We start from the raw sequence: 15,596 nt of genomic DNA on the forward strand, positions 1-15,596 counted from the left end.
GCTCAGCGGCTCGACAGCCTGTCGCCGCGCTCGAAGCGCCAGGTGCGGATGATCTCCACCTGGTCGAACTTCTGCGCCAGTTCACCGGTGAACGGCGCGAAGGGGGCGGCCAGGCGCACGATGCGCAGCGCGGCTTCGTCCAGCACCGCCTGCCCGGAGGATTCGATGACGCGCAGTTCCTGCACCGTGCCGTCGCGGTTGATGGTCACCAGCATGCGCAGGCTGCCGTAGATCCGCTGGCGGCGGGCCTCGTCCGGGTAGTTGAGGTTGCCGATGCGCTCGACCTTCTTGCGCCATTCGTCGCGGTACCAGGCGCTGATGTCGCGCATGGTGGCGGCGCTGTTCTGCCGGCTGACCCGCGGCCGTTTGGCGTAGCGTTCGACGTCCTGCGCCAGTTCCGCCTCGAGGCTGGCGATTTCGGCGCTCAGCTGCGAGCTGTCGAATGCCGGCGCGGGTTGCGGCTTGGGCTGCGGCTGGTTCTGCTGCCTGACTTCGGTCTTGTCCGGTTGCGGGCTGCGCGTGGCGACGGCGGTCTTGGCCGGCTCGCGGTGAGCGCTGCGCGGCGGCATGGCGGGCGGGGTGACCTTGCGCACCTCGGTGTCCTGGAACGGCGCCTGCTCGGTGGTCTTCGGCGAGGCCTTGTGCTCGAGGGTGCCGCTGCCCTGCTGGTTGTCCTGGGCGAGGAAGTCGGCTTCCTTCGGCTTTTCCTCGCTCTTGAAGGTCGAGAGGGTGATTTCCAGTGTCTTGCTGATCTGCTCCGGCTCGGCCAGGGTAAAGCCCAGGCCGAGGATCAGCGCCAGGTGCAATACGGTAGCCAGGAACAGGGTGAAGCCGAGCCTGTCCGCCGGACGGACTCGGGCGGATTCAGGTGCGGGATGGCGAATAGCGGCGTTCATCGCATGTCGGGTCGGCTCGGAGTGCCGCGCAGTCTGCCGGCTTTGAGCGCGCAGCCGCAAGCTTCGCGCTCAAAGCTGTTAGCTCGGTCATAAAAGCAGCGGCAAGCTGCAAGCCGCAAGCTTCAAGTAAAAGCGAGAAAGGCAGCTTGCAGCTGTAGGTCGGGTCACGCTTCACCGACCCGACGGGCGGAGTCGCGGTGGGTGTAAAAAGCGACATCCACCCTACGCTGGCTTGCAGTTCGCTCAGTTTTTCAGCCTGGTGGCGATGGCGTCCATCAGCCGCTCGCCGATGCGGGTATCGAAGGCGTTGTCGATTTCGCGGATGCAGGTCGGGCTGGTGATGTTGATCTCGGTGAGGTAGTCGCCGATCACGTCCAGGCCGACGAACAGCAGGCCGCGCTTGCGCAGTTCCGGGCCGACGATGGCGGCGATCTCTCTATCGCGGTCCGACAGCGGTTGCGCGACGCCACGGCCGCCGGCGGCCAGGTTGCCNCCGGCCGCCGGTATCCGCGCCAGGCAATAGGGCACCGGCTCGCCGTCGATCATCAGGATGCGCTTGTCGCCGTCCTTGATCGCCGGAATGTAGCGCTGGGCCATGATTTGCCGGGTGCCGTGCTCGGTGAGCACTTCGAGGATGACCGAGAGGTTCGGATCGCCTTCGCGATGGCGGAAGATCGAGGCGCCGCCCATTTCGTCCAGGGGTTTGAGAATGATGTCACGTTGTTCGCGGGCGAACTCGCGCAGAATGTCCGACCGCCGGCTGACCAGGGTCGGGGGCGTGCACTGCGTGAACTGCGTGGCGAAGAACTTCTCGTTGCAGTCGCGCAGGCTCTGCGGGCGGTTGACCACCAGCGTTCCGGCTTTCTCCGCCAGTTCGAGCAGATAGGTCGCATAGACGTATTCGCTGTTGAAGGGCGGGTCCTTGCGCATGAGGATCACGTCCAGATCGGCGAGGGCCGCGTCGATTTCCTCGTCCGTCTCGAACCAGTGTTCGGGGTCGTGGAATACCCGCAATGGCCGCATGCGACCGCGGGCCTGGTCGCCGAGCTGATAGAGGTCGCGCTGCTCCATGTAGAACAGGGTCCAGCCGCGGGCTTGGGCGGCCAGCAGCATGGCCAGCGAACTGTCCTTCTTGAAGGCGATCTGCGCGATAGGGTCCATGATGATCCCGACGCGAACGGTCATGAGGTTGCTCTCCGGCAGTGGGCAGCAGGGGCTGCCAAATGGCTGAAATGTCGCCGCAGATTGGCGGCGGTTGTGCACTGGGTCAAGGAAAATTCCGCTGCTTTTGCGGTTGATAGCGTGTGCATGAGGAGTGTGCTACAAGGGGTTCGCGATTGGGTGCAGCCCATCGGTGGCAGGGCCTCCGGCGCACTGACATAACGATAAACTACGACTCACCAAGGCGATGGTAGGGCGAAATGGAACAGCACTCCGAGGGCTTGAAGGTCATGGTGATCGACGACTCGAAAACGATTCGTCGCACCGCTGAAACCCTGCTGAAGAAAGTAGGTTGCGATGTCATCACCGCAGTGGACGGTTTCGATGCGCTCGCCAAGATAGCGGATACCCATCCCCGTATCATCTTCGTGGATATTATGATGCCGAGGCTGGACGGTTATCAGACCTGCGCTCTGATCAAGAACAACAGTTCCTTCAAGTCGACGCCGGTGATCATGCTGTCCTCCAAGGACGGTCTGTTCGACAAGGCGAAAGGGCGTATCGTCGGTTCCGACCAATACCTCACCAAACCGTTCAGCAAAGAAGAGCTGCTCGGTGCGATCAAGGCGCACGTGCCCGATTTCGCGCCGGTGGAGCAAGCATCCTGAAGTTCGGCATAGTGTGCCGCTGAAGCCTTCCTATGGAGAAAACATGGCTCGCGTTCTGATTGTTGATGATTCGCCCACCGAAATGTACAAGCTCACCGCCATGCTGGAGAAGCATGGTCACGTGGTGCTCAAGGCCGAGAACGGCGCCGACGGCGTCGCGCTGGCTCGCCAGGAGAAGCCGGACGCGGTGCTGATGGATATCGTCATGCCGGGTCTGAATGGCTTTCAGGCCACTCGTCAGCTGACCAAAGATGCGGAAACCAGTCACATTCCGGTGATCATCGTCACCACCAAGGACCAGGAAACCGATAAGGTCTGGGGCAAGCGTCAAGGGGCGAAGGATTACCTGACCAAGCCGGTGGACGAAGCCACATTGCTGAAAACCCTGAACGCCGTTTTGGCGGGATGACGCCGGGGCGACCCAAACTCGGACAAAGGGATATGGCCAGCATGGCTGACATGCAAACGCCGTTTCAGCGACTGCTGGAGCTCGACAACCGCTGCCGTGCACTCGCGGCCGGCCTGCCTTCTCAGCAGCAAGCCGTACAGACCTGGGGAGGGATCGGTTTCCGTATGGGGGGGCGTTTGTTCGTCGCGCCGATGGGGGAGGTCGGCGAGATTCTGCACGAGCCTCGCTACACCCTGTTGCCCGGGGTCAAGAGTTGGGTCAAGGGTGTCGCCAACGTCCGCGGCCGGCTGTTGCCGGTGATGGATCTTTGCGGCTATTTCGGCCTGGAGCTTTCGCCGTTGCGCAAGCAGCGGCGGGTGCTGGTGGTCGATCATCAGGAAGTGTTCGCGGGCCTGACCGTCGACGAAGTCTTCGGCATGCAGCATTTCCCGGTGGAGACCTTCTCGGAGCAGTTGCCTCCGATCGAGGCCTCGATCCAGCCGTTCATTCATGGTGTGTTTCAACGCGAGCAACCCTGGCTGGTCTTCAGTCCGCACGCATTGGCCACGCACCAGGCGTTTCTTGACGTCGCTTTTTAAGTGGTAGGTGGGTCGACCGAGGTCGGCCTTTTGGTTCTTGGATGGAAGCGCACGGGGGTCCAGGCGGGGGCCGGATAATGAGAAAAATGAATGCAAATGCTTTGTTGGGCGGTGTGCGCAGCACGACGCTGACGACCGGTCTGTTCATCGTTCTGATCGTTTCGATCGTGCTGCTGTTCGCGAACTTCGCGTACGTCAACACGCAGGCGGATCACGACAACGAGTACATCGCTCACGCCGGAGAGCTGCGCGTTCTGTCCCAGCAGATCGCCAAGGACGCCGTGGAAGCGGCGGCGGGCACCCAGGAGGCCTTCGCCTCGCTGAAGCAGGCCCGCAACGAGTTCGACCAGCGCTGGGGCTATCTCTCGCAGGGCAACGAGAGCATCGGCCTGCCGGCCGTGCCGCAATCGCTGCGCAGCGAGGCCGAGGCGGTGGAGCGTGACTGGACCACGTTGCGTCGCGGCACCGACGCCATTCTCGCCAGCGAGCAGACCGTTCTCTCGCTGCACCAGGTGGCCAGCACCCTGGCCGAAACCATTCCCCAGTTGCAGGTCGAGTACGAAGAAGTCGTCGACATCCTGCTCGAGAGTGGCGCGCCGGCGGCCCAGGTTTCGGTCGCCCAGCGCCAGTCGCTGCTGGCCGAACGTATTCTCGGCTCGGTGAACAAGGTGCTGTCCGGTGACCAGGACTCGGTTCAGGCCGCGGACATGTTCGGTCGCGATGCCAGCCTGTTCGGTCGGGTCATGAACGCGATGATCGAAGGCAACGTGGCCATGGGTATCAGCGCGGTGGCCGACGAGGAAGCGCTGGACCGGCTGGCCGAGATCGCCGAACTCTTCCAGTTCGTTTCCGGCTCGGTGGACGAGATCCTCGAGACGTCGCCGGAGCTGTTCCAGGTACGCGAATCGGCGAACAGCATCTCCGAGGTCTCGCAAACGCTGCTGGACAAGACCTCCGCCTTGTCGCAGGGCCTGCAGAATCGCGCCGACGCCCGCTATCTCAACACCATCATCGGCTATGTACTGGGCGCCCTGGCCCTGGCTTCGATCATCCTCATCGGTCTGGTCATGGTTCGGGAGGCGCGCCGCCGCCTGAGCGAAACCGCCGAGAAGAACGAACGCAACCAGGCCGCGATCCTGCGTCTGCTCGATGAGATCGGCGACCTCGCCGACGGTGACCTGACCGTGGCCGCGACGGTGACCGAAGACTTCACCGGCGCGATCGCCGACTCGATCAACTACTCCATCGACCAACTGCGTGAACTGGTGGCGACGATCAACCAGACCGCGGTACAGGTGTCCGGTGCGGCGCAGGAAACCCAGGCGACCGCCATGCACCTCGCCGAAGCGTCCGAGCACCAGGCCCAGGAGATCGCCGGTGCTTCGGCGGCGATCAACGAGATGGCGGTTTCCATCGACCAGGTATCGGCCAACGCCGCGGAATCCTCGGCGGTAGCGGAACGTTCGGTAGCCATCGCCAACAAGGGCAACGAGGTGGTGCACAACACCATCACCGGCATGGACAACATCCGCGAGCAGATCCAGGACACCTCCAAGCGGATCAAGCGCCTCGGCGAATCGTCCCAGGAGATCGGTGACATCGTCAGCCTGATCAACGACATTGCCGACCAGACCAACATCCTCGCACTCAACGCGGCGATCCAGGCCTCCATGGCCGGCGACGCGGGCCGCGGCTTCGCGGTGGTCGCGGACGAGGTGCAGCGTCTTGCGGAGCGTTCCTCCGCGGCGACCAAGCAGATCGAGGCACTGGTCAAGACGATTCAGACCGACACCAACGAAGCGGTGATCTCGATGGAGCAGACCACCTCGGAAGTGGTGCGCGGTGCGCGTCTGGCCCAGGACGCCGGTGTAGCGCTGGAAGAGATCGAGAAGGTATCCAAGACGCTCGCGGCGCTGATCCAGAACATCTCCAACGCGGCGCGTCAGCAGGCGTCGTCCGCCGGCCACATCTCCAACACCATGAACGTGATCCAGGAGATCACCTCGCAGACCTCGTCGGGTACCACCGCTACCGCCAAGAGCATCGGTAACCTGGCGAAGATGGCCAACGAGATGCGCCATTCCGTTTCCGGCTTCACCTTGCCGGATGCTCAGGATCAGGCCTGACTTGACGAGCGCGGCAGTCGCTGAAGGCTGCCGCCGATGATCATGCGCGAGGGGCAGGGCATGCAGCCGAGGTTTGACTGGGCATTGGAGCCCTTGGCCGATATGTCGCCGGCGGAATTCCATGACTGGCAGGCGCTTCTCGAAGAGCGCTCCGGCATGGTGGTCACCGAGCGCAGGCGCACGTTTCTGCAGACCAACCTGAGCGTCCGCATGCGTGAGGTCGGGGCGCGCGATTACGCCAGCTACTATCGCCAGGTCACCTCCGGCCCGCGTGGCGCGGTGGAATGGTCGACGCTGATGGACAGGCTGACGGTGCAGGAGACACGGTTCTACCGCCATCCGGCATCTTTCGAGTTGCTCGAAGGGCATCTGCGCCAACGCCTCGAGCAGGGCGCTGTCGAGCGCCCCTGGGCCCTGTGGAGCGTGGGCTGCTCGAGCGGTGAGGAGACCTATTCGCTGGCCATCACCGCCGCCGAAGTGTTGCGCGATGGCGAGGCTGATGGGCGTTTCGGCGTCACCGGTACCGATATCAGCCTCAGTGCCCTGGAAAAGTCGCGTGCGGCCACCTACGGCACGCGCAGGCTGGAACAGGTCGCTGCGGGCTTGCGCGAGCGCTATTTCCAGCCGCTGCTGGCGGATCGCTTTCAAGTCTTGCCCAGCCTGGCTGCACGCGTGTGCTTCGCCAGGCTCAACGTGCTGGAGCTGGCGAATGCGCCGCTTTCCGGCATGGACGTCATTTTCTGTCAGAACCTGTTGATCTACTTCCGCCGCTGGCGTCGCCGCGAAATCCTCAACCGCCTGGCCGAGCGCCTGGCGCCGGGAGGCCTGCTGGTGATCGGGGTGGGTGAAGTGGTCGGTTGGCAGCACCCGGAGCTGTTGCCGGTGGCCAACGATCAGGTTCTGGCCTTTACCCGGAAACGTTTATGAGCGGAGTCGCTATGGGTGATCGGCATGATTATGTCGCCCTGGAGTGGGTGAAAGGCGAGATTGCCGAAACGCTTAAGCAGGCGCGTCAGGCGCTGGAAGCCTTCGTCGAGAATCCGCAGGACTCGACACGGATGCGCTTCTGCCTGACCTACGTGCACCAGGTTCATGGCACTCTGCAGATGGTCGAATTCTTCGGCGCGGCATTGCTTGCCGAGGAGATGGAACAGCTCGCGCGGGCGCTGCTCGACGAACGTGTGGCCAACCAGGCCGAGGCGCTCGAGGTACTGATGCAGGCGATCCTGCAGATGCCGGCCTATCTCGACCGCATCCAGAGCGCGCGCCGCGACCTGCCGATGGTGGTGTTGCCGCTGCTCAACGATCTGCGCGCGGCCCGGGGCGAGAAACTGCTTTCGGAAACCAGCCTGTTCTCGCCGGACCTGTCCGGGCGCACGCCGGTGTTGTCGGGCGAGTCGGTGGAGCGCCTGCGCACCGAAGACCTGCCGGTGTTGCTGCGCAAGCTGCGGCAGATGCTGCAAGTCGCCCTGGTCGGGGTGATCCGCAACCAGGATCTGCCGACCCATCTGGGCTATATGGCGCGCGTGTTCGCCCGTCTGGAGACCCTCTGCAAGGATGCGCCGCTGGGCGCGTTGTGGCAGATCGCCTCGGGCATGGTCGAGGGCCTGGCCAGTGGCGGCGTGGCCAATGGCACCTCGGTGCGCACGTTGTTGCGCCAGGTGGACAAGCAGCTCAAGCGCCTGGTCGAACAGGGGGCCGATGGTCTCAATCAGGCCGCGCCCGACGAGCTGATCAAGAATCTGCTGTTCTATGTTGCCAAGGCGCCGGGGCAGACGCCACGCATCCAGGCGCTGAAGGCTCACTACCGGCTCGATGACGCACTGCCCGACAGCGCCGTGGTCGATCAGGAGCGCGCCCAACTGGCGGGGCCCGACCGTGGCGCGATGCGCTCCGTGGTGGCCGCGCTGTGCGAGGAGCTGGTCCGGGTCAAGGACAGCCTCGATCTGTTCGTACGCAGCGACCGCAAGGTCATTGCCGATCTCGCCAGCCTGGAGGTGCCGCTCAAGCAGATCGCCGATACCTTGGCGGTCCTCGGTTTCGCGCAGCCGCGCAAGATCATTCTCGACCAGATCGCCCTGGTTCAGGCGCTTGCCCAGGGCCTGCGCGAGCCCGACGATGCCGTACTGATGGATATCGCCGGGGCGCTGCTGTATGTCGAGGCGACGCTGGCCGGCATGGTCGGCGGGCCGGCCGAGGAGCGCAACGAAGACAGTCATCTGCCGACCACCGACGTGGCGCAGATCCATCAACTGGTCATCAGGGAAGCGCGTACCGGTCTGGAGCAGGCCAAGGACGCGATCATCGAGTTCATCGCCTCGCAATGGAACCATGAGCACCTGGCCCGGGTACCGGAACTGCTCACCCAGGCGCGCGGCGGTCTGGCCATGATTCCGCTGGAGCGTGCCGCGGCGTTGCTGGCGGCCTGCAATGGCTACATTCAGGACCAACTGCTGGCACGCCAGGCCGTGCCCGACTGGCAGAGCCTGGATACGCTCGCCGATGCGATCACCAGCGTCGAGTACTACCTCGAGCGCCTGAGCGAAGACTGTGGCACCCAGGGCGACCTGATTCTCGACGTGGCCGAGGAGAGCCTGCAGAACCTCGGCTATCCCCTGTACGGCATGGAGCCGGCGCAGGACGTGCAGCCGCTGGCCGATGCCGGCCCCCTCGATCCGCTGGAAGAGATCGAGGTGTTGCCGGAGGAGCTGGAGGCGAGCGCCGAGGAGCTCGATTTCGTCGCGTTGCCGCAAAGGCATGGCTTGCCCCGGGCTGAGCCCGAAATCCTGTTCGGGTCGGAGCCGGCTTCCGAGGCAGAGACCCGGCCTGCGGATGAGGCGAGCGCCGAGTCGTACGCGGAAGAGATCGTTTTCGGCCTGCCCGAAGAGCCGCAGGCAGCGCAGCCGAGCATCGCCGGGGCTGCCGTGCCGGCTGAGGACGACGAGCAGGCAGTGGCTGACTGGGGCGAGGCGCAATTCGCCGAACTCGATCTGCCGGAGGTTACCCTGCCAGCCTTCTGCGAACCGGAGCTCCCGCAGCCCGGCAGCGCCGAGCCTGCTGTCGGCCTGGAGCAGGTCATGGCCGCCCCGGTTGCGGCGATCAACCCGCCTGCCCAGGACGTCCCGGCGACTCTGCTGCCGCCGCCTGCCGATGAAGAGCCGGTCGATGAAGATCTGCTGGACGTGTTCATCGAGGAAGCCGCCGAAGTCCTGGAGACCATTGGCGAACACCTGCCTGGTTGGGCCGCCGATCCAGAGGACAAGAATGCGCTCGGCGAGGTGCGTCGCGCGTTCCATACACTCAAGGGCAGCGGCCGGATGGTGCGGGCGCTGGTCATCGGCGAGCTGGCCTGGTCGATCGAGAATCTGCTCAACCGGGTTCTGGATCGGAGCATCGAGCCCGCCGAGCCGGTCAAGCAGGTGGTGACGGATGTCGTCGCGCTGATGCCGGCGCTGGTCGAGGAATTCGCCGCCAAGGCCCAGCGCCAGCGTGACGACGTCGATCGCCTGGCCGCCACGGCGCATGCGCTGGCCAAGGGGCAGCCGGTCCAGCCGCTGCCGGCCAGCGAGACGCAGTCGAGGCCCGGAACGGTCGGTGCCAGCGCGGCGGCGCTCGGCGAGGAAGCACTGGATCCGCAGTTGCTGGAGATCTTTCGCAATGAAGCCGAATCGCACCTGACCACACTGGTCAGCTTCCTCGCCGATTGCGCGCAGCGTCTGCCCCAGCCGGTGACCGACGCCCTGCAGCGCGCCCTGCATACGCTCAAGGGCAGCGCGCACATGGCTGGCATCCTGCCGGTGGCGGAAATCGCGATGCCATTGGAGAAGATGGTCAAGGAATTCAAGACCAACCTGATCCAGATGAACCTGGCCGAGGCCGAACTGCTGCACGACGCCGAACAACTGCTGCGCCAGGGCCTGGCCAATCTCGACCATGAACCGCTGGCACCGATCGACGGGGCGACCGCGTTCCTCGAACGGGTGCATGCTCTGCACCAGGCCAGGCTGGCCGAGGCGGGCGCGCGCAACGAGAGCGAGCCCGGCGAGATGCGCGATCCGAGCATGATCGCGCTGTTCCTCTCCGAAGGCATGGACATTCTGCTGGATGCCGAGGACCTGTTGCGCAGGTGGCGTGAACATCCCGCCGAGCGTCAGGAGCTCTCCGCGTTGTTACAGGAGCTGACCACGCTGGGCCAGGGCGCGCGGATGGCCGATCTGCCGCAGATGGACGCGCTCTGCCAAGTATTGCTGCGGTTGTATGCGGTGGTCGAGGAAGGGCGCCTGGCCGTCAGCGAGCGTTTCTTCGATGACGCCCAGCAGGGCCATGAAGCGCTGGTTGGCATGATGGATCAGGTCGCCGCGGCGCTGCAGGTGAGCGAGCAATCGGAGCTGGTGGCCCGGCTGGAAGCGCTGCTCGATGAGGCCGTCGACCCGTTGCTGCTCGAGCGAGAGGCGTCGGCAGGTGAACCGGAGCAGCCGATCCTCGAACCGCTGGTGCCGATGGCAGACTCCCTGGCCGAAGCCGAAGCCGAAGCCGAAGCCGAAGCCGAAGCCTGGCCGGCCGCCGATACGCCCGCTATGGAAAATGAAGAGGATCTCGACCAGGAAATGGTGGAGATCTTCCTCGACGAGGCCGTCGATCTGATGGAAAGCGCGGGTCATGCGCTGGATCGCTGGCTGGCCGATCCAGCCAACCAGCTGGCGCTCTCGTCGTTGTTGCGCGACCTGCACACCCTCAAGGGCGGCGCACGGATGGCCGGCATTCGTCCCATAGGCGACCTGGCGCATGAGCTGGAGTCGCTCTACGAAGGACTGTCCGACGGCCGCTACGCACATTCCGCGCCGCTGGCCTCGTTGCTGCAGCGCAGCCATGATCAACTGGCGCTGCAACTCGAACAACTGCAACGCCAGCAACCGATGACCAGCGCCGGCGAGTTGATCGAGACGATGCGTGCCTTCCGTCAGGGCATTCTGCCGGCACTCGATGCCGCCGACATGGAACAGCCCGGCGAAGTCACGGCGTGTGAAACCGGTGAACCGGTCGAGCGGGATTCGGTCGAGGTTGCGGATGACGCGGCAGGCGAGGGCGACGCCGACGATCTGCTGTCGGAGCCCGAGCCTTTGGAATTCTCGGCGGTCGATCCCGTAGAAGCTGTGGACGGCTTGGACGATGTCGCTGAACAGCTCATGGACACGCCTGAAAAGAGGCCGCCGGACGACCATCCGGCGATACCTGATCTTTCGCCGGAGCCCGACGAGCCCAGGCGGCCGGCTGCGAATGTCCAGGCCGGGCTGCAGGAGGCTGCGGACGAGCGCGATGCCGAGCTGGTGGAAATTTTCCTCGAGGAAGGTTTCGATCTTGTCGAAAGCGCCGCGGGTGGTTTGCAGCGCTGGATGGCCGACGTCGACAACAGCTTCGAACTCGAGGCGCTGCAGCGCGACCTGCATACCCTCAAGGGCGGTGCGCGGATGGCCGATATCCGCGAGATCGGCGATCTGGCGCATGAGCTGGAGTACCTCTACGAAGGCCTGTGCGCTGGTAACTACCGCGCCAGCGCCGAGCTGTTCGGTCTTCTGCAGGCTTGCCAGGATCGCCTGGCCGAAATGCTCGAGGCGGTGCGGGACCACCGGACCGTACCCGCTGGCGATGGCCTGATCGACACCGTCCGGCGTTTTCGCAACAACCCCGATGAACGGCTGAGCATGCCCAGCAGCGTTTCGCTGAAGGCGGCCCAGGAAGATGCCCAGCAGGCGGCTGAAGCGGAGATTCTGGACATCTTCGTCGAGGAAGCGGATGACCTGCTGGAGGAAATGGAATCGGCCCTCGGGCGTTGGGATGCCATGCGCGAAGATGCGGCCCCGCTGAGCGACATGCTGCGGGTCCTGCATACTCTCAAGGGGGGTGCCCGGCTCGCCGGGCAGGGGGCGCTGGGTAACCTGGCGCACGATCTGGAGCAGCGGCTGAGCGAAGCGCAGCTGCAGGGTGCACCCTGGCCGGACAGCCTGTTTCTCGACGTACAGCAGGGCTACGACGCGTTGCTCAAGGACATCGAGCGACTACGTGCAAGCCTCGCCGCGGACGGCGTCGATGAGCCCCTGGCGGAACCTGTCGAACAGGAGCGCCCGAGTGCTCCGCTGGCGCTGCAGCAACCGATCGTCGCGGCCAGTGCCCAGCCGTCGCCGACCAACGCGCCGGCCAAGGTGCTGCCGTTCATCCGCCGTGCGCAGCAGGCCGCCCAGGAAGCCGCCGCGCGCCGCGCGCCACAGGAGTTGGTCAAGGTTCCGGCGGAGTTGCTGGAAGGGCTGGTCAACCTCGCCGGTGAAACCTCGATCTTCCGCGGCCGTGTGGAACAGCAGGTGAGCGACGTCGGCTTCACCCTCGGCGAAATGGAAGCCACCATCGAGCGTGTGCGCGATCAGTTGCGCCGGCTGGATACCGAGACACAGGCGCAGATCCTCAGCCGCTACCAGGCCGAGGCCGAGCGGGCCGGCTACGATGATTTCGATCCGCTGGAAATGGACCGCCATTCGCAATTGCAGCAGCTGTCGCGGGCGCTGTTCGAGTCGGCGTCGGACTTGCTCGATCTGAAAGAAACCCTGGCGGCGCGCAACCGTGACGCCGAAACGCTGTTGCTGCAGCAGGCGCGGGTCAACACCGAGCTGCAGGAAGGCCTGATGCGCACGCGCATGGTGCCGTTCGAGCGCCTGGTGCCGCGGCTGCGGCGGATCGTTCGGCAGGTCGCCGGCGAGCTGGGCAAGCAGGTCGAGTTCCTCGTCGGCAATGCCACTGGCGAAATGGACCGCAGCGTGCTGGAGCGCATCGTCGCGCCGCTGGAGCACATGTTGCGCAACGCGGTCGACCACGGCATCGAGTCGGTGGAACGCCGTCGCGCCGCCGGCAAGCCCGAACAGGGTCGTATTCGCCTGGATCTCGCGCGCGAGGGCGGCGATATCGTCCTGACCCTGGCCGATGACGGTGCCGGCATCAACTTCGACGCGGTACGCCGCAAGGCGATCGAGCGTGGGTTGATGACCGCCGATGGCGATCTCACCGAGCACGAGATCCTGCAATTCATCCTCGAGGCCGGTTTCTCCACGGCCGAACGGGTCACGCAGATCTCCGGCCGTGGCGTCGGCATGGATGTGGTGCATTCGGAGGTCAAGCAGCTCGGCGGTTCGATGAGCATCGAGTCGACGCTGGGCCAGGGCACCCGCTTCCTGATCCGCCTGCCGTTCACCGTATCGGTCAATCGCGCCTTGATGGTCTATTCCGGCGAGGACCTCTACGCGATCCCGCTGAACACCATCGAAGGTATCGTGCGGGTTTCGCCCTACGAGCTGGAGGCCTACTACCAGCCCGGTGCACCGCGCTTCGAGTATGCCGGCCAGGCCTACGAGTTGCGTTACCTGGGTGAGTTGTTGAGCAACGGGCAGAAGCCCAAGCTGGTCGGACAGAGCCTGCCGCTGCCGGTGATCCTGGTGCGCTCGAAGGAGCACAGCGTCGCGGTGCAGGTCGACAGCCTGGCCGGCTCGCGGGAAATCGTGGTGAAGAGCCTCGGTCCGCAGTTCGCCGGCGTCCATGGGATTTCCGGCGCGACCATCCTCGGTGACGGGCGCGTGGTGGTGATTCTCGACCTGCTGGCGACCATCCGCGTCCTCCACGCGCACCTGCTGACGCAACTGCAGCAGCCGCGCCTGCTCGACCAGTCGCCGGAGGCCGTCGAGGCGGAAAGCGAGCGGCCGACGCTGGTCCTGGTGGTGGACGACTCGGTCACCGTGCGCAAGGTCACCAGCCGCCTGCTGGAACGCAATGGCATGAACGTGCTGACCGCCAAGGACGGGGTCGATGCCATTACCCAACTGCAGGAACGCAAGCCGGACGTCATGCTGCTGGATATCGAGATGCCGCGCATGGACGGCTTCGAAGTGGCCACGCTGGTGCGCCACGACGAACGCCTCAAGGATCTGCCGATCATCATGATCACTTCGCGCACTGGCGAGAAGCACCGCGATCGGGCGCTGGGCATCGGCGTCAACGACTACCTCGGCAAGCCGTACCAGGAGTCGCTGCTGCTCGAGACCATTCAGCGGCTGGTCAAGGCCGATGGCTGAAACCATGTCCGCCCGCATCGCGGTTCTCGCCGACACCTCGCTGCAGCGCCATGTGCTGCAGCAGGCGCTGAGCGCCAATGGCTACCAGGTGGTCCTCAACAATGACCCGGGACGCCTGGAGCCGGCGGATCTGGACGGCACCGAGGCCGACCTCTGGCTGGTCGATCTGGCGCAGACCGAGGATTCGCCATTGGTCGATGCCCTGCTCGAGCGTGATCGCACGCTGGTGCTGTTCGGCGAGGGGCATGCCCCCGAGCGCCACTCGGAGCATTACCCGCGCTGGGAACGGCGCCTGTTCGGCAAGCTCAAGCGGCTGGTCGGCGATTCTACCCACGCAGTAGGGCCTCGCCTGGAGGTGTTGAGAGGCGAGGCCCCGCGTCCTGTCCCCGTGGCGTTGCCGAGAGCATTGGCCGGCAACGAATCGCAAGCCGGTACACCCGCGGTCCAGGTGTGGTTATTGGCCGCTTCGCTGGGCGGCCCGGAAGCGGTCAAGGCCTTTCTCGACGCCCTGCCCGGGGAACTGCCGCTGGGCTTCATCTATGCCCAGCATATCGAAGCCAGTTTCGAGCCCGCCTTGTCCCAGGCGGTCGGACGGCACAGTCAGTGGCAGGTCCGGCAGGCGCGTGAGGGCGAGCCGGTGCGCTGTGGTGAGGTGATCATCGCACCGATCGGCGAGGAGCTCCGTTTCGCTCCCGACGGGAGCCTGCACCTCAGCGGTCGTTGCTGGCCCGAGCCCTACAGCCCATCGATCGACCAGATGATGCTCAACCTGGCCCAGCAGTTCGGTCAGCGCTGTGGGGTCATCGCATTCAGCGGCATGGGCCGCGACGGGAGCGCTGCCGCGGCCTACGTGCTGCGCCAGGGCGGGCGAGTCTGGACCCAGCGCGCCGATTCCTGCGCCTGTTCCAGCATGCCCGACAGCCTGCGCGAAGGGGGCTACAGCTCGTTCAGCGGCGATCCGCGCGAGCTGGCGCAGGCCCTGGTCACTCATCTCGCGAAGCAGGCCGGTCCGGTCGTCGCGACCCTCGAACAGGATATTTCATGAGCCAATCGGTTGTTTCCCAGGAGAGCCAGAGCAGCCTCACCGGGCTGCTGGTGCCCCTGTCCGATCGCACGTTGCTGCTGCCCAACGTGGCGGTGGCCGAGCTGATCCCCTACCGCGCGCCGCAGGCGGCGCAGGGTGCGCCAGCATGGTTCCTCGGCCAGGTGCGGTGGCGCGATCTGAGCCTGCCGCTGCTGTCCTTCGAGGCGGCTTCGGGCGGTCAGCCGCCACCGGTCGGCAGCGGCGCGCGGGTCACCGTGCTCAACGCGATCGGTGGCCGCGAGCACGTCAAGTTCGTCGCCCTGCTGGTGCAGGGGATTCCGCGCTCGATCAAGGTCGATGCCAGCCTGGCGCGGGTGGACGTCGAGCTTGCGCCGCTGGAGCTGGATGCGGTGAACCTGGGCGATGTGCAAGCACGGATTCCCGACCTGATCGGGCTCGAGCAGAAACTGGCGGATGCCGGGCTAATTTGATCCACCTAGCGGGCGACACATGGGTAGGTTGGCGCTGAGCGCAGCGAAGCCCAACGGGACCGGCGTGTAGGTGTTGGGCTTCGTCGCTGCGTTCCTCAGGCTATGTGCCCCCGACCCGGATTACGCGTCCCG

General features: G+C 65.2%; 10 protein-coding genes. 8 read left to right on the forward strand and 2 right to left on the reverse strand.

Features of this window, described 5'->3' with window-relative positions:
* Positions 1-2: 2 nt before the first annotated feature.
* On the reverse strand, positions 3-896 hold the full coding sequence (locus IN820_RS10800; RefSeq protein WP_193680981.1) for an energy transducer TonB: 894 nt from the start codon (positions 894-896) through the stop codon (positions 3-5).
* 243 nt (positions 897-1,139) lie between these two features.
* Positions 1,140-2,081: a glutathione synthase gene (gene gshB, locus IN820_RS10805; protein ID WP_193680982.1), complete on the reverse strand. Its 942-nt coding sequence runs from the start codon at positions 2,079-2,081 to the stop codon at positions 1,140-1,142.
* A 236-nt stretch (positions 2,082-2,317) separates the two neighbouring features.
* On the opposite strand from gshB, the gene pilG reads away from it, so the two are divergent.
* From pilG to IN820_RS10845, 8 genes are all read left to right on the forward strand, one after another.
* Entirely contained in the window at positions 2,318-2,725 is a 408-nt protein-coding gene (gene pilG, locus IN820_RS10810) for a twitching motility response regulator PilG (RefSeq protein ID WP_003282729.1), read from the forward strand.
* 43 nt (positions 2,726-2,768) lie between these two features.
* Positions 2,769-3,134: a twitching motility response regulator PilH gene (pilH, locus tag IN820_RS10815; RefSeq protein ID WP_021206021.1), complete on the forward strand. Its 366-nt coding sequence runs from the start codon at positions 2,769-2,771 to the stop codon at positions 3,132-3,134.
* Positions 3,135-3,175: 41 nt separating this feature from the next.
* Positions 3,176-3,712: a chemotaxis protein CheW gene (locus tag IN820_RS10820; protein WP_193680983.1), complete on the forward strand. Its 537-nt coding sequence runs from the start codon at positions 3,176-3,178 to the stop codon at positions 3,710-3,712.
* Between the two features lie 77 nt (positions 3,713-3,789).
* Positions 3,790-5,838: a methyl-accepting chemotaxis protein gene (locus IN820_RS10825; protein ID WP_193680984.1), complete on the forward strand. Its 2,049-nt coding sequence runs from the start codon at positions 3,790-3,792 to the stop codon at positions 5,836-5,838.
* 60 nt (positions 5,839-5,898) lie between these two features.
* On the forward strand, positions 5,899-6,765 hold the full coding sequence (locus IN820_RS10830) for a protein-glutamate O-methyltransferase (RefSeq protein ID WP_193680985.1): 867 nt from the start codon (positions 5,899-5,901) through the stop codon (positions 6,763-6,765).
* Between the two features lie 11 nt (positions 6,766-6,776).
* Positions 6,777-13,949, forward strand: coding sequence for an Hpt domain-containing protein (locus tag IN820_RS10835; protein ID WP_193681010.1), 7,173 nt, complete (start codon positions 6,777-6,779; stop codon positions 13,947-13,949).
* Positions 13,942-14,994, forward strand: a complete 1,053-nt coding sequence (locus IN820_RS10840; protein ID WP_193680986.1) for a chemotaxis protein CheB — start codon at positions 13,942-13,944, stop codon at positions 14,992-14,994. The genes IN820_RS10835 and IN820_RS10840 overlap by 8 nt, the downstream gene beginning before the upstream one ends.
* On the forward strand, positions 14,991-15,464 hold the full coding sequence (locus IN820_RS10845) for a chemotaxis protein CheW (protein ID WP_193680987.1): 474 nt from the start codon (positions 14,991-14,993) through the stop codon (positions 15,462-15,464). Before IN820_RS10840 ends, IN820_RS10845 begins: the two co-directional genes overlap by 4 nt.
* The last annotated feature ends 132 nt before the right edge of the window (positions 15,465-15,596 follow it).

This window comes from Pseudomonas lopnurensis (assembly GCF_015070855.1).
Taxonomy (GTDB): Bacteria; Pseudomonadota; Gammaproteobacteria; order Pseudomonadales; family Pseudomonadaceae; genus Stutzerimonas; species Stutzerimonas lopnurensis.